This window comes from Flavobacterium frigoritolerans (genome assembly GCF_025847275.1).
In the GTDB taxonomy this organism is placed as follows: Bacteria; Bacteroidota; Bacteroidia; order Flavobacteriales; family Flavobacteriaceae; genus Flavobacterium; species Flavobacterium frigoritolerans.
On record NZ_JAOZEV010000005.1, the window covers coordinates 142,474 to 164,594 of the forward strand.

Here is a 22,121-nt window from a genome sequence, read left to right on the forward strand (position 1 = left end):
CTCATCAACGATAAAGAGTATTGTTGATTGAGATGCAGCATATTTACAACTCGTTTTCGGTGTTTTCTTTGATTTGTCAGGAAAATACCGAAATGAGTTTTTTTAATTTTCATTAACTCAAATTATTTTAGTGTTAATATTAAAACCTACTACCATGAAAAAATCATTACAAATTATTTGGATTGCCCTTTTTGCGGTGTGCAGCGTAAATGCACAGCAAGAAAAAGGAATAATGGGTTATAGCAACTGGTTAAACAATTGGACAGAATTTAAACCAAACAAAGTTGACTATGGTGAAGCTAATCAAATTTTGGCAGGGAAAATATCAGTAAATACAAAATTATTAAAGAGGAATATTTATGTTCTTCAAGGTAATGTTTACGTAACAAATAATGCAATTCTTACTATAGAACCTGGTACATTAATTATTGGTGACTACGAATCAAAAGGAACTCTTGTTATTACAAAAGGAGCTTCAATCATAGCAGACGGTTTAGAAACGGATCCTATCGTTTTTACTTCAAACAAAGGCGTTAAGAAAGCTGGAGATTGGGGTGGAATTGTAATTTTAGGCGATGCTCCGATAAATAAGTTTGGAAACATTTCGTCTTTTAATTATGATCTTGATCCTTCGTTAACAACTTACGGTGGAGATAATCCTGCAGCAAATTCGGGTATATTAAGATATGTAAGAATTGAATTTGCAGGGAAAAAAGTAAGAGGTGCAGGAAGTTTTAATGCATTAACCCTGGCTGGTGTTGGAAACAAAACGATTCTAGAAAACGTAATGGCAAGCTTCTCAGGAGGGGATTCATTTGATATGATTGGTGGTGATTTAAATGTTACCAAATTTGTTTCTTACAAGTCTATCAATAACGATTTCAAATTTACTCAAGGAACTCAATGTAAAATATATAATTCTTTGGCTGTTAGATCTTCTTATTTAACTAGCAATAAAGAAGGTTCACGTTGTATGGAAGTTGTTTCTTATGATAAAAAAGAAGAAACAGATTTTACTAAAAAGCAAACTTTGGTTACAGCGGCTAATATTACAATGTTAAATGATAGTGACAATATTAGTGCAGATATACAATCTGGACTAGTAAAAGAAGCTATTTATGTTGGAAGTAACGCAGCTCTAGAACTTAAAAGAAGTGTAATCTCAGGATTTAATCCAGCAGTTATATTAGATAGCAAAATAGAGATAAATGATGCTAATTTGAAAAAAATCAAATTTGAAGAAATGTATTTCAATTTATGTAAAGGAAATATTTTCACAGAATTTAATGCTAATAATGAAGACTTAGAGAATTGGTATGGTAACAGTATCTTCTTTAATGTGTACTCACAAAGTAATAATAACGAAACTTTTATAGATATCTCGAATCCAAAAAGACCTGACTACAGACTTAATATCGGTAAAATTACAGCTTCAAATAAATAGTATACCTACCTATTTTTTGATTCTTAATTTTTTTAAATGATTTAGTCGAAAAGACAGTTACTGTTTTTTAATTGGAACCATATAAGATATAAAAGAATGACCGCCCCACTTTGTAAAAGAATACCATACATGTTGTTATTTGGATTACTTATAACAACTAATTATACATTCGCTCAAGAGACAATTATAGAAAAATCTATTTTTCCTGTTTCCTCGATTTGCGTAAATGTTGAAGAACGTCTTTGCTCTTCAACGATTTCAGAATTAAGTACTACAAATGAGTTTATAGTAGAGTTGTCTGTCCCCATGGGTAGCTTTGCTATAAATTCACCAGTAGTAAATGGTTCTAATGACATAAATGCCGATCCTCAATCGTCGTTTACTTCATGGAATAATCCTGTAAATACATTAGATGTAAACTGCAAGTATGATTTCTCTGAAACTTTTATAGATAGTTTATTGTTTTTTGATATCGATGTAATTAAAGAACGAATAATATGATAAAAGATTTACCTACTAATCTTCACAGAAGTTTTCTTTTTTTATGTATGTTTTTTTTTGCAAATACAAATGTATCTGCACAAATAACCATTGGGCAACCTACATTTAATTTTAGCCCAGTTTGTGCTAGTCCTGCATTTAATAGCTATGATGTGAATTTTAATTTTTCACCAGTTAGTGGATTGTTAGCGACTAATCAGTTTATAGTAGAGTTATCTGCTCCAGATGGAAGTTTTACTAAGGCAACGGTAATTTATACCTCTGCTGTTGGTGAAATTGTAACATCCCCGGGTAAAATCACAATTGCATTTCCAACAAATACTGCTGGAGAAAAATACAGACTTAGAATAAAAGCTACTGCTCCAGCTTCTACTGGTCAGCCTTCGATTGAATTTCCAGTATACTATAGAGTTCATAATGCACAATATACTATAAATAACTTTATTCCTACTGCCACGTATTGCGCTGGTGGTAATTATGTTTTATCAATTGATAATCCTGGAGGACCACTTAATGATTCACCTTTAAAACATCCCGATTTAACTTATAATTGGTATAAAAATAACGGACTTGTTTTGCCTGAAACATTAGTGGCTACTGCTACTAACGGTAGTTATACTGTTACACAACCAGGCGTTTATTATGCTAGAACTAATTATGGTGCTTGTATATTAAGTTCGAATTCTTATTCAAATCAAGTTACTGTTACAGAATCAACAACAGATGCAAATACAATGATAACATCTAGTCTGGGAAATCCATTTTGTCCAAGCGGCGGAAGTACTACTTTAAGTGTTTCTGGTGGTATAAAATATGAATGGTTTAAAGAGGGTGTTAAAATCGAGGGAGCAAATAAACAAACTTACGATACAAAAGTAAGCGGATTGTATAGTGTTAAAATCGATTTTGGTGGTTGTACAGGAAATGGATCTATTAATTTACAAAGTGAAGGATCTTTCATAGGGAATCTTAATGTACCAAATAGTAATACAATCAATGTAGAGACTGGAGAAACACTAGATGTAACTATAACCAACGATGCTGTTGACCCTTCTTATAAATGGTATGTAAATGGCACTCTTATTACAGATGCAATTACAGATAGTTATTTGATTACAACTGTGGGTAATTATAAAGTAGCAGTCACACAAACGACAGGTTGTACTACAACCAAAGAATTTAATTTTCAAGTATCCGATTCAAATCTTAAAAACATTCCTAACATAGTGAGTCTAAGCAGTGGATTTAATACTTGGGATTTACCAGGAGATTATAAAAATGCAGAAACAAATGTTATGATTGTTAGTTCACAAGGACAGGTCATGTTTAATGGTGTGGATTATGATCCTACCAAATGGGAAATAAAAGATTTTAAAAATATAAATCCAGTTTATTATTACATTATCACAAAGGGTAGTGAAGAAAAAAAAGGATCTATAACTGTAATTAAATAATATGAAGAAAATTTTACTATTCATTACTTTTCTTTACGGCTCAACACAAGTACTCTATTCTCAAGACAATGTCAAAGGGGATGGAGTTGTTCCATTTTCTATACCTATCCGAAATTCATTAAAATTTAATAGATATATAATTAACCCAGCTTTTAGTTTTGTTAGGGAACAAAATACCTACGCAAGTTTTTATAACAAGCGTCAATGGGTACAATTTGATAATGCACCACAAACTTATTTATTTAGTTATTCAGGAAGATTCAGAGAAAATCAAGGGGTAGGAGTTGGTTTATTCCAGCAAAATTATGGCCTTATGACTGTTTTTGGAATCGTTGGAAACTTTGCTCATAATGTAGTACTCCAAGAAGACAGTAATTTGACTTTTGGAGCCAATGTTGGTTTTTATAAAAGCGGACTAGATCAAGGTAAAATTATTTCAAACGATTCAAATCTTAACATCGATAACATACCTTCTAATTCGTTACTTACGATAAATCCAGGGGTTAACTACGGAAATGCCTTTTTGGACGTAGGATTGTCTGTAAACAACCTATTACTATACAATTTTGCCACTTCTGAGATGGTGAAAGATAATCCAGAACAAGCGGTTGAGGCACATCTTATGTACACTGGATATATTGATGCTTATGGTTTTTTTGACAGAAGTAAATTTTCTGGGCTCTTAAAATCAGAATTTAAGAAAGATAAAACTGTAATTTCTGGATTGGCAATGATTTCTATTCCAAAAGGATTCTGGGCTCAAGCAGGTTACAATACATTATACGGAATGTCAGCGGGATTTGGTGTTAATGTAACACCAAAAATTGCTATTGAATATAATTACGAAAAAGGAACTGGAAATCTCTCCGATTTTGGAGCTTCTCATGAATTTGTTATTGCTTATAAATTTAAAAGTAAGAGCTATTATTATGGGGATAATGAAGAGGATGAAGGAGCACTTATCTCGCCTACCGAGGTTAAGAAAATTGCGCCAGCTAAGGTTACAAGTCCTGTTACTAAAACAGACGGAGCGGAAAAAGCTAAACTTGCTGCTGAAGCTAAAGCGAAAGCCGATGCTGCAGCAATTCAGGCAAGATTAGAAGCTCAGGCCAAAGTTAAAGCGGATGCTGAGGCAAAAATTAAATTAGCAGCTGATGCAAAAGCGAAAGCTGATGCCGCAGCAATTCAGGCAAGACTAGATGCTCAAGCAAAAGTTAAAGCAGATGCTGAAGCAAAAATTAAATTAGCAGCCGATAATAGAGCCAATGCTAATGCCGAAGCAAAAGCCAGAATAGAAGCAGCAAAATTAAAAGCAGCACAGTCTATAGCTGATGCTGAAGCAAATAGAGCTAAACTTGCTGCAGATATTAAGGCTAAAGCCGATGCAGCAGCTCAAGCTAGATTAGATGCTCAAGCAAAAGTTAAAGCAGATGCTGAAGCAAAAATTAAATTAGCAGCCGATAATAGAGCCAATGCTAATGCCGAAGCAAAAGCCAGAATAGAAGCAGCAAAATTAAAAGCAGCACAGTCTATAGCTGATGCTGAAGCAAATAGAGCTAAACTTGCTGCAGATAATAAAGCTAAAGCCGATGCAGCAGCACAAGCTAAATTAGATGCTGTTAAGTCTAATGCAGATGCCGAAGCGCTAAAAGCAAAACAACTTTCATCAGATGGAAAAACTAAAGTAGATGCAACCGCACTAGAAGCTAAACTGACAGCCGATGCAAAAGCCAAAGCCGATGCAGCAGCTCTACAGGCAAAACTTGAAGCTGATACGAAAGCCAAAGCCGATGCAGCAGCTCTACAAGCAAAACTTGCAGCTGATACGAAAGCCAAAGCCGATGCAGCAGCTCTACAAGCAAAACTTGCAGCTGATACAAAAGCCAAAGCAGATGCAGCAGCTCTACAAGCAAAACTTGAAGCAGATGCTAAAGCTAAAGCCGATGCAGCAGCTCTACAAGCAAAACTTGAAGCAGATGCTAAAGCTAAAGCCGATGCAGCAGCCTTAAAAGAAAAACTAGCAGCAGACACAAAAGTAAAAGTTGATGCTACTGCTCTACAAGCTAAGTTAGATGCAGATGCAAAAGCGAAAGCAGATGCTGAAGCGCTTAAGATTAAGTTAGCAGCGGATGCTAAAGCTAAATCCGATGCGGATGCACTTCAAGAAAAATTAGCTGCAGATGCAAAAGTTAAAGCAGATGCCGATGCAATTCAGGCAAAACAAGCAGCGGATGCAAAAGCGAAATCCGATGCCGAAGCGCTTAAGATTAAGTTAGCAGCGGATACTAAAGCTAAATCCGATGCGGATGCACTTCAAGCAAAATTAGCAGCAGATGCTAAAGCGAAAGCTGATGCTGATGCGATTCAGGCAAAACTTGCAGCGGATGCGAAAGCGAAATCCGATGCCGAAGCGCTTAAAATTAAGTTAGCAGCCGATGCTAAAGCAAAAGCCGATGCGGATGCACTTCAAGCAAAATTAGCAGCAGATTCCAAAGCGAAAGCAGATGCGGATGCAATTCAGGCAAAATTAGTAGCCGATGCCAAAATAAAAGCTGATGCTAAAGCGAAAGTGGAAGCAGAAGAGTTGAAAGCAATAATAGATGCTGATGCGAAAGCAAAAGCTGAATCAGATGCTTTGCAAGCAAAATTAGCAGCCGAAGCAAAAATAAAAGCGAAAGCTGATGCTATTGCACTTCAAGCTAAGTTAGCTGCTGAAGCAAAAGCGAAAGCTAATGCCGCTCTATTATTAGCTAAAGAAACAGCGGATGCAAAAGCGAAAGCCGATGCTGAAGCGAAAGCAAAATTAGCCGCTGATGCCAAAGCAAAAGCGGATGCAGCAGCACTTGATGCAAAATTGGCAGCCGAAGCAAAAATAAAAGCTAAAGCTGATGCGGATGCAAAACTAGCTGCCGATGCCAAAGCGAAAGCCGATGCCGACGCATTACAAGTTAAGTTAGCCGCAGATGCAAAAACAAAAGCAGATGCAGATGCAAAAGCTAAATTGGACGCCGACGCAAAAGCCAAAGCAGATGCAGATGCACTTGAGGTAAAACAGGCTCAAGATGCAGTATTAAAAGCGAAACAAGCAGCGGATGCACTTGCAGCATCAAATGCAGCAGCGAATGCGGCTAAAGATGAGACTGCTAGATCAATGGATAATCTAACCGATATGTTTGATAGTTCATATAAAACACAAACTGATTTATTGAACCAATTGACAGCTACAGTCGCTAAAAAACAAAAAGATCTTAATGACCTTAGAGAAGAAAATGATTTAAGTGAAAAAGGAATATATAAAGAACCAAAACCTTTTAAAAGCGTTGCATCTGAAAATAGCGAGCTAGAGGCTTTAAAATTACAAATAGCACAAGTTAATAGAGAGCAAAAAGATGCGCTTGCTAGGCTTACGAATTTGTATAATGAGAGACTTAAAAAAGTGCCAAATAAGAATGATGCGCTTAACAAAAGTTATTTAGCCAAAATTGAAGCATTAAAAGCAGAACAATTAAAAGCAGAAAGAGAGAATGCTGATTTGATTGCAAGTTTAGAAAAAATTAAACTTGAAACCGAAATAGAGAGAAAACGTAGAATTAAACGTGCTGCATTTGAGAATGATCAAGGCCGTTACCAACAAGATGTTGCCACTTTAAAACGTATAAAAGAAACAACAAGACCAAGTAGTACACCATTAACAGCAAATGATTTTGATTTTGGTGATGAACAGTCAAACATGCAAATTATCAAGAACGTTAAGAATGCGCAAAGTGGATATTATTTAATTATAGCAGTTCATAGCAGTAGTGATAAAAGAGATCAATTTTTAACTAAAGCAGTTTCAGCAGGTCAGTCAGAGATTAATTTCTTTTACAATGTAAGTTCTAGTAAATATTACATCTATTATGAAAAGTATGATAATTTACAAGATGCTAGTAAAGCGCTAGAGTCAAAAGGAAATAAACCATACAACGGAAAAATGTCTATTGTAAAAGTTGAAAACGAATAAAACAATATTGTATAAAATTATAAAAACAACGATGCAAGGGAGCTTCTAATTTTAGAAGATTATATTGCTGAATAACTATTTTAGAGTGCCATTTGTCTTGTTTTCCTAACGGCCCATTAGGAAAACAGTGCAAGTGATTAAATAACAGAAATGCCATGAAAAAACCTACTATTTTAAAGATTGCCTTATTTGTTTTGATATTCCTTCAAAGTATTATTTCTTACTCTCAAAATTTTAAAAGTTTTGATATTCGTTATAATAACAATAACGAAAGTTTGAATGGTGATATTCTTTTGATTGGAAATAATATCTTAAATAGAGATAATGGATCAAAAGAACGCCCAGAGGTTCCTTATATAGGGAATCTGGGGAACGATAAATTCAATATGAAATATATTGATATCGATGGAGATCCAAACACTTTCAATTCAAGTAGTGCAAAGTTAACTTTGCCAGGGGGTTCTTGTTCTAAAATTGTATATGCTGGATTGTATTGGAGTGCTGTTACGAGAGATAAAAGCAGTAATCCAAAACCAATAGATAAAGTTAAGTTTAAAATGCCTGGAGGCAGCTATGTTAATATAGATGGAACTGTTATTTATGATGCAAATAATAAAGTAGTCGGTACGAGTTATCCCTATGCTTGTTATGCTAATGTAACAGAGTATTTTACTAAAACACCACTGCCAACTGTAGACGGAGATTATACTGTAGCCAATGTTTCTACAGCACAAGGTTCTAATAGACCAGATGAAGATGACTCTGGTGGTACAGGTTTATCTGCGGGATGGTCATTATTTATTGTGTATGAAAATGCAACTTTGCCAGCAAAAGCAATCACGTCATTTGATGGATTTAGTGCAATTGATGCAAAGACGAATTTAAATATAAAAGTATCTGGTTTTAAAGCTATTAAAGTTGGCCCAGTGCGAGCAAAATTTGCTTTCTCAGCATTAGAGGGAGATTTGCCAATACTGGGAGATTTCCTAGCTATTAATGGAGTAAAATCTACACCTCCGGAAAGACCTTCGATAGTGGAAAGGAATTGGGAGTGGAACCCATCGAAATGGAAGTGGGAGTGGGTGTATACAGAAAATTATAATTTCTTTAATAGTTCAGTTACTTCATTAGGTACTATTCTTAATAATAGAGAACCCAATAGTTCTAATACATTAGGATTTGACGCGGGTGTTTTTGAAGTGAATAATCCTATAACTCCAACAGATCCGGGTGGTTCGGTAATTAAAAACGGAGACACTGAAGCAGTAATAAGTCTAGGAAGTACTCAAGATGTCTATTTTTATTATTTTAATGCATTTGCCATTGAGATTATTGCTCCAAGGATTGTTCTTCTTAAAAAAGTAATAGGGACAGATGAAAATGGTAAGGATTATGATGCCAGTAACAAGGACATTGGGATAGATAAAGATTTAAGATATGAAATAGAATTTCAAAATAAAGGAAATGATGATGCCGTAAATTTTACGATAACAGACATATTACCTAATAATATCATTTTTGATGAAACAAAGGATATTTTGTTTAAGAGCCCAGGAGTAACTGTTGCTTCATATGATAAGGCTACAAGAACAATAGTATTTAATATTGACCCTATTTTAGTTAAGGAAAAAGGAGGAGTCAGTAGTATCAAATTTAGAGTAAAGACTATTAAAGATTGCGAATCATTAACAGACGCTTGCTCCAATGTTATTAAAAATACAGCCATTTCAAAATATAACGGAACAATCAATAAAGCTAATTTTGGCGAGGGGAGTCTCTCTTCAGAAGAAGGATGTAATGTTGGTGTACCTACTGCTACTAACTTTCTTATTGGTCTAGATAAATGTAAATTTGAGCAAACATTATTTTTGTGTGGTTCTGTTAAATTAAAAGCAGGAGGTGGTTATAAAACCTATGTTTGGACAGATCAGAATGGAGTTGTTTTTGGAGGAAACAATCAAGAAGTTACAGTTACTAAACCAGGTACCTATACAGTGGTTACAAGTGCAACACCACCTTGTTTAGGGATACAACAAAAATTCATTGTTAAGGATTATAATGTAGATATTAATGATAATCCTGTTAATTCGTATGCTGATAATATTGATCCAGAGACTAAATTACCTTACATATGTAATAATGATGGAAAGCCATTTCCTAAAATATTTTTATGTGGTAAAACGGCAACTAAATTTATCGATACTAAAATTACAGGTGCATCAAGTATAGTTTGGCAAGAAACTAAAGACATACCATCATCTACTTTGAGTGATCGCTGTCCTGATGTTGAGGCTAAAAATTGGACTGAAGTAGGTGTTGGACCAACATATACTGCTAATAAAGCTGGTACATTTAGGCTTATTGTTACTTATAATAATACTTGTTTTAATATTTATTATTTTAATGTAACGCAAAGTGTCGTAGATCCTACTTTCATCAAGGAAGATATTATATGCGACACAAAAGGAAGTATTACGATTACAAACCCTAAACCAAATGATGGACATGGTTATGAGTATAGTTTAGATGGGAAAGAACCATATCAAGCTTCAAACGTGTTTGATGATGTTGCGGCAGGAAGATATTTAGTTCATATCAGAACAAAATCTGTTGATAATAAATTCGAAAAGTGTATTTATACTGCAGATGTTACCATTTCTAAATTAACTTTTTCAACAAAAGTTGAAACTACAGATCCATACTGTAATGGAAAAACAGGAACTATAAAAGCTACTGCTACAGGTGTAAGAGGATGGTATCAATTTACAGTTAAAGATGCAATAACAGGAGCACTAAAGGGTGATTCAGGGCAAATTGCTGATCCTAAAAACTTTCATCTTTTTGAAGGAATTGCTCCAGGTACTTACAATGTAGAAATTACGTCAAAAGACGGTTGTAAGGAAACAAAAGAAGTTACTATAAATGATTTTTTATTAGCCGCTACTGCGACTATTACAAAATCACTTACTTGTGAGGAAGGTGAAATTACTGTAGTAGCAACTGGAGGTAAACCCGTTGCAGGGATTCCACCATATTATTACTATTATGTTAATGGAGCAAAAATTCCTTTAACTGATCCAGTTATTCCTATAGGTACTGCTGGAAATTATAGTATAGTTGTTATAGATGACAGTGGGTGTAGTGTTACAATTCCGACTATTATAGTTCCAGATATTATAAGACCAACGGCAACTATTAACAAGAAAGATGCTAAGTGTTTTGGAAGTGCAACAGGTGAAATTTCGATTACTTTAAATCCTACTGATTCGCCTTATACTGTATCATATAGTGTTAATGGCCTTGCAGGTCCGTTTGAGTCATTTAATCCAATCAAAAACTTGGCGGAGGGTGATTACGATGTTGTAGTAAGATATACGTATGATAATGTAGATTGTTTTGATGAATCAAAAATTATTACAATAGGAGGAGCTGGTTCAGCTTTAACAGCATCGGCAGGAGTTGCTGAGTTGTCTGGCTGTGGACTACCTGGAAATGAAAAACAAGGTAAAGTTAGAATAACAAATGCTCAGGGAGGAAAACCTTTCCCTGCACCACATTTATACAAATATAGTTTTGATGGTGGCAATACTTGGCAAGATTCAAATGAAGCCTATATTAATCCGAGTACAACGCCATATACTTTTTATATAAAAGATGCGGCGGATTGTATTTTCCCGATGGAAGGAATTATTCTGGAAGAAAAACCGGATGATCCGACGATAGAGGTTTCAACACCAACGTTTAATTGTGACGGAAGTGCGAATACTACTGTTACGGTTACAAATACGGGTGGTGCTAATTATGAATATGAATATTATTTAAATGATGTTTTAAATCCTAACACAGCAAATCCTAATATATTTTTAAATGTACCGCCATCAGCTCCGGGTAGTTATCATGTAATATCTGTAAGGTATAAATTGGTTTCAGTACCAACATATAGCCATTTATTAAAAGAAGATTTTGGTTCTGGACCGTCAACGACTTCACCAGGAATTAATACTACATATTATTGTTTCGAAAGACAATTAAAAGGTCAGCCAGCAACATACTGTAAAAATGACTATCTTATGAATGATGGGGATTATGCAGTTACAAGTGCTTTACATCCCGACCACGCTAGTTGGTCTTGGGTATTTCCTAAGGATCATACAAGTGATGGAAAAGATACGAAAGGTAGATTTCTTGTTGTTAATATTGGAGATAAAATACCAGTAACTACTATCTTGTATGAAAAACAGATTAATGATATTATCCCAAATCAGCCTATAAATTTCGAATTCTTTGCAATGAATTTAATGAAATATGGAGCAGGAAAAGCGGATCCAGATTTAAGAATTGCTTTGATTGATGCAACTGGTCAAGAAATTTCTTGGTTTGCGACAGGTAAAATTCCTAGAACAAGCCCTGATAACCTATGGGAACAATACCCCAAAACACCAATTACACTTAATCCAGGAGATAATAAATCATTGCGATTTATCATTCGTTCTAATGTACGTAACACAAATGGTAATGATGTAGTAATAGATGATATTTCTGTTTACCAATTGCCAAAATCATGTTTGTCAACCAAAGATTTTAAAGTAGTTGTTGATCCTAATAAAAAATTTACAGCTGAGGTTAAAAATGTTATTGATACAAAATGTAAAGGAAGTAAAGATGGAAGTTTAACAATAATTGCATCTAATTTTAATACTACCAATGGATTTGAATATTCTATTGATGGAGGAAATACTTGGATAAACTCTAAATTAGAAGAAACCATCGTTGATGGTTTAGGCGAAGGTGATCTTACGGTTCAAATTCGTTATGATAAGAATGTAACAGGATGTGATTTTACTATTGGTGCAAAAATTACATCACCATCTGTATTTGAGGTTGATGCTACAGCTACTGTTGCTAAGTGTTCTGATGGCGCTACAGTAACTGCAAGTGCAAAAGGAGGTACGCCAGGATATATATTTACACTTATAGATTCAGCAACACCACCAAACAAAGTTGTTTTTCCAACTAACGGGATATTAACTAATGTTAAACCAGGAACATATACAGTTTCGGGTAAAGATAAAAATGATTGTCAAGATGATAAAGACACCAGTTTAATTATTGCCGATCCAGTAGCTCCAAAAGTCGAAATTAAGCAAGATAATAGCTTATGTTTTAATGGCACTAACGCAAAAATAATAGTTACTATTAGCGATGGTGTGGCTCCTTATTACTATCAGGTTAAATACAATACAGGAGGATTAGGAGGAAAAGTACCTGTTACAGATAAATCATTTACTTATGAGGCAACAGCAACAGGAAATTATACGTTTGTAATTACGGATGATTTTGGTTGTATTGCTACAGCAGTGAGCCAAACGATTAATCCTAAAATTACGGCAGATGTTCATACAACTACTTCATTAACGTGTATTGATCCGAAAGAAGCTACTATAGAAGTAACAATTAATGGAGGAACAACACCATTTAGTTATAAAGTTAAAGACAACACTGGTACCGAAGTATATGCTAGTGTAGGAACTATTGCAGGTCCAAAATTCACCTATAATACTACTATTGCAGGTAAATATACTTTTGAAATTACCGATAAAAATAATTGTACAACAACAGCAGAGGGCAATGTAGCTGCAATTACTGATCCAGAAGTTACGGCAACACCAACAAACCCAAAATGTAATGGGGAAAGTAGTGGTTCAGTAACGTTGTTAGGTTCGTTGGGATCTGGAGGATACAAGTATAAATTTGATTCAAGTGCATTTACTGATAAAACTATTTATACAGGTTTAAAAGCAGGAGTTAAGTATTCATATCAGGTTATGGATAGTAAAGGCTGTATTTCGGCTGTAAAAGACATCATGTTAACGGAACCAGCTGCTATAGATGGTACGGTTAATTTAGAACCAAAATATACCTGTGAGACTAATGCTATTATTACAGCTGTAGGTATTGGAGGAAATAGTACTACTTATACTTATGTGTTGAATATTACTAAAGGTGCAACTACTACTGTGGTGGCAACAAATAATACAGGTATATTTAAAGATTTAACAGTAGCTGGAGCTTATTCAGTTACAATTACGGATAGTAAAGGATGTTCTGTAACCAAAGCGGCAGGAACTATTGTAGATTTAGATCCGCCTACAGCCATGGTCGTTACAAATGATGATCTTAAATGTACCACTAATTTAGTAAAAGTTACTATTAAAAGTGTATCAGGAGGAACAGGAACGTTAAAATACGCGATAACTGCACCGGTAGCATTAGCAAGACCTTATCAACTTGGTTTGGAATTCGATAAACTAGCTCCAGGTACTTATACATTTACTGTTAAAGATGCTAATGGATGTACTTTCTCAGTAGATCATGAGATTAAAGCATTAATACCAATAGTAATAAAAGGTGAAGTAGTTAAAAACATTTCTTGTTTAGGAAGTGCAGATGGTTCTGCAAAATTTACTATCACAGACTTAGGTAATGATGTAGATTACTCGTATACAATTGATGGTACAACAGTCACAGGTAAAACTAACCCTGCTCCAGCATCAACAACACTTATTGTAAATGTACCTAATCTAGCAGTTGGTAATCATAAACTAACAATAACAGATTTAGGAACAGATTGTTCATTTTCTAAAACGGTGGAAATTTTAGCCCCACCTGCTGAATTTAAAATTACACCAACAACAGTTACGCCATTAACTTGTGATACCAATGCTAAAGCTGTAGTTAATACTACTGGTGGTTGGGGAGGCAATAGATATACTCTTACACTACCAAATGGAACAAAAGTAGGTCCACAAGACAGTAATACTTTCAAAAATTTAACAGTTACAGGAAGTTATACAGTACTTGCAGAAGATTCAAACGGTTGTAAGGTAACGGATTCATTTATATTGGCGCCAGAAGTTAAGCCTACTGCAAGCATTGATGCGACAACTAGTTTATGTTCTACAGCAACTGGAGCAACAATAAAAGTTACTCCAAATGCTCAAACGAATTATGTGTATAGTATTAACGGAGCTACACCTCAGAATAATGGAACTTTTGCAGGACTAATTCCAGGTAAATATGTTGTTAGAGTAACTGATACATCAACAGGATGTCATGTTGATTTGGCAGAACAAATTGTTGCAACTCAACTTACGGCGAGTTTAAACTTAATTGATGGTCCAAAATGTAATGCTCCTAATATTAGAATTGATGGTGAGGTTAAAGGAGGTACTCCTAATTATACTTTTAAAGTAACAATTAACGGAGATACCAATTTAGATGCAACAGTATATAATGTTACAGGTAACGTATTTAGCTATATTAACCCAGTAGCGACATCAGCTTTAGCAGCTACAACGTATTTATTTACGTTTACTGATGCTAAAGGTTGTACAACTACTTTAACAGAAATAGTACAGCCAAAAACGTATCCTGTATTTACAGCTACACCAAATTCTACAATTTTATGTAATGGTGGAGATTCAGGTTCAATTACCGTAATTATAGATACTGATTTTGGAGTTGGTCCGTATGTAATAGATGTTTTGAATACAACTACTAACACACCTTACTATACAAAAACAACAGGACTACCAGCTGGTAATTATACGGTAAAAGTAACAGATGCTAGCGGATGTTCTAAAACAAAGACAGATGTTATAATTGTGGAACCAGCCCCTATTACTGTAGATTACGAAGTTAAACCTATAACTTGTAATACGACTAATGGTCAATCATTAGGGTCGATTACGATTAATTCTGTAACAGGAGGAACAAAAAATTATACTTATAATGTAAAGGGACTTAATGTTTTATATGATCAAACATTCACGAATCAAACAGGGACATCACAAATCTTTAAAGTAGTAGATTTTGGTTACTATGAGATTATTGTAACAGATGCAAATAATTGTCCTAAAGTTATATCAAAAATATTAGTAGCATCTCCTCCTGATGATTTAGATATTACAGTAATTGCACCACCTTCGGATTGTTCTACGGGAGGTAGTGCCGTCGTAGCTATTGGCCAGCCTATTACTGGAGGAACTATTACCGGAGACGGGCCTTTTTATTTTGCTATTTTTGATGGTAGTAAACCAAATTACCCTAATCCAGTTGGTACGTTTGCTTGGTTGCCAGAAGATGGGTTTAAAAGTAAAAAAACAACTTTCTATAATTTAACTCCAGGGGTTAAATACACTTTTATTGTATACGATACTGGTAGTGGATGTTATTATTATGAAACTTCAGAGAATGCTATCCCAACTCATTCTAAATTGAAATTCGATAAATTACAAGCCAATAATATTACATGTTTAGGTGCGGATAATGGTAATGTATCTTTTAAAGTTTATAGCGAAAATACAGTACCAACAGATGTAGAATATCAAATTTTTAATCAATTAACATTAGCGCCAATAGGATCGGTAGGAACTGGTGTTGTACCAGCTGCTACAGTGCCAACAGCGTATTTAGAAATAAACAAATTTGGAGTACTCCCATTCGGAAACTATTATGTTTTAGTTACTGAAATTGATAAGTCAGTTACGCCAAATAAAAAAGGATGTAGTGTAGCTACAATTCCATTTAATATTACAGGTTCAACTACTGCTTTAAAACTAGAAGTTAAGTCAACTAGAAATGCTAATTGTAATCCAAACGAAGGTATCGTTGAAGCTTTTGGAAAAGGAGGAACTACTTTCCCAGAAGTTCTACCTAAACCAGCAGTTCCACCATTACCAGCAGTTCCAGGAAGTCCAGCTGAACCATATTTATATAAAATATTTCCAGACGATGGAACTCCAGCTCCAGTAGCAGGTGATTTTACTATTGCTGGTGATAAGGACAATACTTTTAAAGTAGAAGCAGGTGATTACGTGGTTTATGTTCGTGATGCTTATGGTTGTATTACGTTTGAGAAAGTCACTGTCAAAGCAGATCCATCACCTGAAATTACTGCGGTTGCAAGTAATCAATGTACAGCAACTGAAGGGGCATTTTCAATTAGTGTAGATTTTGTAACTAAAGGAATAGGGAAACATCAATACAGTGTAGACGGTGGCGTATTTAAAGAGGTACCTGCTACGACGCCATTCTTAATTTCTAACTTGACTTCAGGAACTCATAAAGTTCAGATAAGAGATGAAAATAATTGTGGCAATACGGTTTCTAATATTAGGATTTATTCGCCACTAACTATTGACGCTAGTTTCACAATACCACCTGTTTGTAAAAATGAAGATGGCACTATCACAGCAGTTGCTACTGATGGTTCAGGGGATTACGAGTTTACTCTTGTAAATAATACAACAGTTACAACTTATCCAGCTCAATCAACAGGAGAGTTTACATTAAAAGCGGCAGGGAATTATACTGTTACAGTTAAAGATAAAATTACAAATTGTGATAAATCATATACGTTTGACCTTTTAATACCATCTGATATTGATTTTAGTTTAGCTAGTACAGTTCCATTTTGTACTACAGGACAAGGAAATGATGCTAATGGTACAGTTATAGTTACTTTGTTGAATAACGATAACCCACCATATAAATATACAATACAGCAAACAGCACCAGTAGTTGGTACTGCATTTACGCAAAATGAAAAAGTATTTACTGGATTAACTTTCGGTACGTATAATGTAAAAGTTGAATCAGACAAAGGTTGTGTATTAGATGACAACATTACTATTGCAGCGCCTATTGCAGTTTCAGCAACATTAGCTCAGGATGAGTTTAAATGTGATACAAATACAATAAAAGATAAAATAGTTACTATTACTCCTGCTGGAGGAGCAGGTAACGGAGTGATTAATAAATATAAGTATAGCGCGGATAATATTAAGTGGGTTGATACGAACACATTTAATGTTACAGATTTAGGAGTGCCTCAAACACTTACTTATTATGTAAAAGATGCTAATGAGTGTGTATTTAGTGATAAGATAACAATTGCTCCATTCCCTAAATTAACCGCGCCAGATGTGACTTTCGGTGCAGATATGGATTGTAATAACAAAAAGCAAGAAATTATTGTTACTATAAAAGGAGGAACAAGTACTCTAAACCCATTTAGTTATATAGTATATGAAGATGGTAATCCTATAACAGGAAAACTACCTGTTACAACAGGTAATACATTTACTTATGATGCATTAAAAGTGGGTAGCTCTTATAAATTCGAAATTTTCGATAATAATACGGGTTGTAGTATAATGTCTGGAGCAAAAACAATTCCAGAATTCGATAAGATTGAACTGGTAGCTAATGCATCTACTCAAGTAGGATGTTTTGGAGAGAGTACAGGACAAATTTCTATTACTATTTCTGGTTATACTGGAGAATATCAGTATCAAATTCTTGAAGGAGGAGTTGCTATTACAGGTTTTAGTGGAACACGTAAAACAGCTGATGCTAATCCTTTTGTACTTCCTCATCTACTAAAAGCAGGTACTGATTATACAGTTCTAGTTAAAGAAACGGAATTCCCATACTGTGATGTGACTTCTGATGTTGTTATTATTACTGAGCCAGAAGTATTGAAATTAGGTATAATTAGTAATGTTAACCAAAATTGTAATACTGCAGGAGCAGTACTTACAATTGATGTGGCTTCTATTACTGGTGGAACTCAAGCGTATACTTATGGTTTTGCTGTTAAAGGAACTGCTTATGCCGATGTAGTTTTTTCTTCTACTGACTTCACTAAAACAATACCTACTACACGTACTATTGCTCCTTTTGACGAGTGGGATGTATATGTAAAAGACAGTAATGGTTGTTATGATGTTCGAACTGTAACGATTAAATTGGATCTTGTTCCATTTGATATTAAGGCTAAAGTTGCAACTCAGTGTTTCGATCTCTTGACAAATGAAGAATATGTTATTACTGTTACTGCTGATGGTGTTAAGCCTTTGAAATACAGTTTAACTAATGTTGAAGAAACTTTTACATTAAACAATCAATTAATTGTAAAATCACCGGGTACATATCCAGTATATGTACAAGACGCTAACGGTTGTGTTACTGAAGCTCTTGCTGCATTTACAATTTTAGATCCATTAGGATTATCTGCAGAAATTACAACTTATCCAACTTGTAATGGAGCTGATGGACAAATAACTTTAACAGGTTCAGGTGGTTCAGGAGGCCTTAATTATGAGTATAGTAAAGATGATGTAACATATTATTCTGATCCTTTACTTAAAGAGTATGTCTTTACAGATTATGCACCAGGTAGCTATACGGTTTACGTAAGAGATAAGATAACATTGTGTACTAAATCTATCCCAGTTGTAGTCCCTACAGCAGCAGTTGTTACTAATATTACTTTAACACCAACTCCGGTTACTTGTTTTGATGGAAAAGATGGTACTATAACAGTTACTCTAGATGCAAGTAATAATAATCCAACTTACAAGTTTAGTTTGGTAGGTGACAATGGTGTTACTAGAGCAGAACAAACAGAACCTACATTTAGTGATTTACCTGCAGGCAAATATACCGTATCAGTTATGTCAGGTAGAAATTGTCCAGGTTCAGCAACAACAGAAGTTATACAGCCAAGGTTAATAATTGTGACTCCAAGTGTTACACAATTTGCTTGTAATGCAGGTGTAAATACTCCAAAATCTGCTACGATAGTGGTAACAGCAACAGGAGGAACACCTAAAGTTGATAAGTATAAATATGTATTTATTAAAAAAGGTGCAACAAGTGCAGATGATAGAATTCTTCAATCAGGAGAAGATAATATTTATTTAGTGACTAATCCTGCAGGAGGTCTTTACGACATAGAAGTTTATGATGGCAATAGCTGTCCAATGCTTTTTGAGGATGTAGAGATTAAACCATTCATGAGTATCGATGATTTTGATATTAGAGTGGTTGATGTAATTACATGTACTAATAATGGTGAGAATATAAAAGTTGTACCAACTATAAAAGGAACTGGAGTATTGCCAGCTTTGGAATATACTCTCCAAGATGCCAATGATGACGTCCTAGAAAAGAATACAACAGGTTTATTTAATAATTTACCAGTAGGAGAATACATGATTACTGTTGAAAATCTTGATACAAATTGTAGTTTGAAAAGACCTCATAGAGTGTATGAGCCAAATACGTTCAAGTTAGTAGCTAATAATGTAGTTAATGTTACTTGTTATGATGCAGCAAACGGAAGCATTGATTTCACTTTAGTAGATTCTAAAGGAACTCCTTCTGTTCTACCTAATGGATTTGATTATGTAATTACTAGCCCAGTACTTTTAGCTCCTTTAAAAGCTACTAGTCCAAATTTAGGACCGCTCACGATTGATAATTTAAAAGCAGGATTATATAAAATTTCAGCGACATTAAAAGATTCACCTTTCTGTCCAGTAGAGGCTGAGTTTACTATTGCAGGACCATTGACGCCATTAGTACTTGTTGTACAACATTCAGAAATTACTTGTGTAGCAGGAAACAATAATGGAAAAATTATTGCTTCAGCTTCAGGTGGATGGTCAGGAGGATATGAATTCCAATTGGAGTTAAAATCTGCTCCTGGAGTAGCAGTAGGACCTTGGTCATGGTCTTCGAATTCAACTTTCGGAGGTTTAACAGCAGGAGATTATGTTGTAAAAGTAAAAGACAGCAAGTGTGAAGTTGCTAAACCATTAGAATTAAAAATCCCAACGCCGATAGCAGCTATAATTAGCCCAGATAAAGCAATGTTAAATTGTTTTGGAGATAATGGTGCAACTATTACAGTAGATGCAACTACTGGAGGTTCAGGTAAGTATTTATATACATTAGTTGCAACATATCCTGATGGAGTGGTAACTAAGAATGGACCACAAGAATCTAATGTGTTTACAAATCTGAAATCAGGAAGTTATAAGGTTATTGTTTCAGATGATTGGAAATGTACTGGTGTATCTAATATTATTGAGATTAAAGATCCTATAAAAGTAGAAGCTTCTGTTGATATTAAAACTATCGAAGGTTGTGAAAGATTCCCTGTGGTTACGCTAAGTGCAACAGGAGGAACAGGACCTTATAAATATGGTACGGATGGAATTACTTTCCCTTTCTCTATTATTGGTTCTTCGATAGATATTACTTTACCAGCTACAGCAGTAGATACTAGGTATGAATATTATGTACAAGATGCTTTAGGTTGTATTAGCGATTTTACTACAGTTAGCTTTTCACCAGTTCCAAAATTAGTTTTCACTAATGTCGATGTTTATGATATTCATTGTAAAGGATCTAGTACTGGTAGTATTTATGTAACTGCTATAGGAGGTTTAGGTAATTATGTTTATACTTTGTTAGATGCAGGTAAAAATGTTATTACTGCAAAACAAGACAAACCAGGTCAATTTGATGAGCTTGCAGCAGGAAATTATTTTGTTCAAGTGAATAGTGATGATTGTGAAAATATTTCGATACCAGTTACAATTAATGAACCTACTACTAGTGTAGTTGCAACAGCAGTTCCTACAGATTTAACTTGTAATGGTTTAGGTAACGGAAAAATTACGGTTATAGCAGAAGGAGGTACTGGAGTGCTGAGATATGCTATTTCGCCAGAATTTAGACAATTCTTCGAATCTAATGTTTTTGATAATTTAGATCCAGGATTATATACAATCATTGTTCAAGATGAAAATGGATGCGACTCAGTTATTAAAGATGTTGAAATTAAACAACCAGATATCCTAGATCTTACTTTAGTACCAAATAGTATATTGCCAGAATTCTGTGATGGAGATAAAGATGGAGGATTTAGTATTGAAATTGTTGGAGGAACAGCTCCTTATAGAGTAGTCCTAGACAATAGAGATGGTACATATGAGCAACTAACAACAGCAGATCATACGTTCTCTAACTTAGTGGGAGGTAAACATATTGTTTATGTTTTAGATGCAAATGATTGTACTGCAGAACTTGAAATTGTAACACCAGATTCAGTTAAGCTTTTGCCTACGGCTAAGGTCAATACGGATTGTGTGAACAATTTAGGTGCAAATTTTGTAACAATTACAATTGATGTAACAAATACTAATCCATCAGATATTGATTATGCGCTAGATGGTAGTACAACATACCAACTAAGTAACATATTTGAAAATGTTGCCCCAGGTAGACATACTGTTACTGCTAGACATACAAATGGTTGTGAACAAACAACATTACCATTTATAATTGAAGTTCTTCAACCGTTAACATTAACGCTAGCAGATGGCGGATTAAATGAAATTGTTGCAACAGCTACAGGTGGTGGTGGAGATTACCAATACACATTAGATGGAGAACCTTATGGATCAGTTAATAAATTCATTATTTACAAATCAGGAACATATACCGTTACTGTAACAGATAAAAATGGATGTACAGCTACAGCTACAAGATATTTCGAATATATCGATGTTTGTATTCCAAATCACTTTACTCCAAATGGAGATGGTATCAACGATACTTGGGCTCCAGGATGTACAATAAACTACAAGGATTTAACATTCGATATCTTTGATAGATACGGTCGTGTAATCTGTAAGTACAAGTTGGGTCAAAAATGGGACGGAAGATACAATGGTGCCGAATTGCCATCAGGTGATTACTGGTATGTATTGAAACTCAATGACAATAAAGATGACAGAGAGTTTGTTGGACATTTCACCCTATACAGGTAACTAATAACAGAGTAATTATGTTATCTAAAATT

Annotated in this window: 5 protein-coding genes; all 5 read left to right on the forward strand. The window is 34.6% G+C overall.

Annotated elements, in window-relative coordinates:
- Positions 1-154 precede the first annotated feature (154 nt).
- Positions 155-1,444: a hypothetical protein gene (locus OIU80_RS08645; protein WP_264286630.1), complete on the forward strand. Its 1,290-nt coding sequence runs from the start codon at positions 155-157 to the stop codon at positions 1,442-1,444.
- A 96-nt stretch (positions 1,445-1,540) separates the two neighbouring features.
- Positions 1,541-1,945, forward strand: a complete 405-nt coding sequence (locus tag OIU80_RS08650; RefSeq protein WP_264286631.1) for a hypothetical protein — start codon at positions 1,541-1,543, stop codon at positions 1,943-1,945.
- Positions 1,942-3,399 carry a gliding motility-associated C-terminal domain-containing protein gene (locus OIU80_RS08655; protein ID WP_264286632.1) on the forward strand — a complete coding sequence of 486 codons (1,458 nt, stop codon included), beginning with the start codon at positions 1,942-1,944 and terminating at the stop codon, positions 3,397-3,399. Before OIU80_RS08650 ends, OIU80_RS08655 begins: the two co-directional genes overlap by 4 nt.
- A 1-nt stretch (position 3,400) precedes the next feature.
- Positions 3,401-7,402 (forward strand): PorP/SprF family type IX secretion system membrane protein, encoded by a 4,002-nt coding sequence (locus OIU80_RS08660; protein ID WP_264286633.1) that lies wholly within the window; start codon positions 3,401-3,403, stop codon positions 7,400-7,402.
- Positions 7,403-7,557: 155 nt separating this feature from the next.
- Positions 7,558-22,089, forward strand: coding sequence for a T9SS type B sorting domain-containing protein (locus tag OIU80_RS08665; RefSeq protein ID WP_264286634.1), 14,532 nt, complete (start codon positions 7,558-7,560; stop codon positions 22,087-22,089).
- The last annotated feature ends 32 nt before the right edge of the window (positions 22,090-22,121 follow it).

Bases quoted from the DNA above. Each gene is read 5' to 3' on its own strand.
- OIU80_RS08645 (WP_264286630.1), top strand. From the start codon at position 155: ATGAAAAAATCATTACAAATTATTTGGATTGCCCTTTTTGCGGTGTGC.
- OIU80_RS08650 (WP_264286631.1), top strand. From the start codon at position 1,541: ATGACCGCCCCACTTTGTAAAAGAATACCATACATGTTGTTATTTGGA.
- OIU80_RS08655 (WP_264286632.1), top strand. From the start codon at position 1,942: ATGATAAAAGATTTACCTACTAATCTTCACAGAAGTTTTCTTTTTTTA.
- OIU80_RS08660 (WP_264286633.1), top strand. From the start codon at position 3,401: ATGAAGAAAATTTTACTATTCATTACTTTTCTTTACGGCTCAACACAA.
- OIU80_RS08665 (WP_264286634.1), top strand. From the start codon at position 7,558: ATGAAAAAACCTACTATTTTAAAGATTGCCTTATTTGTTTTGATATTC.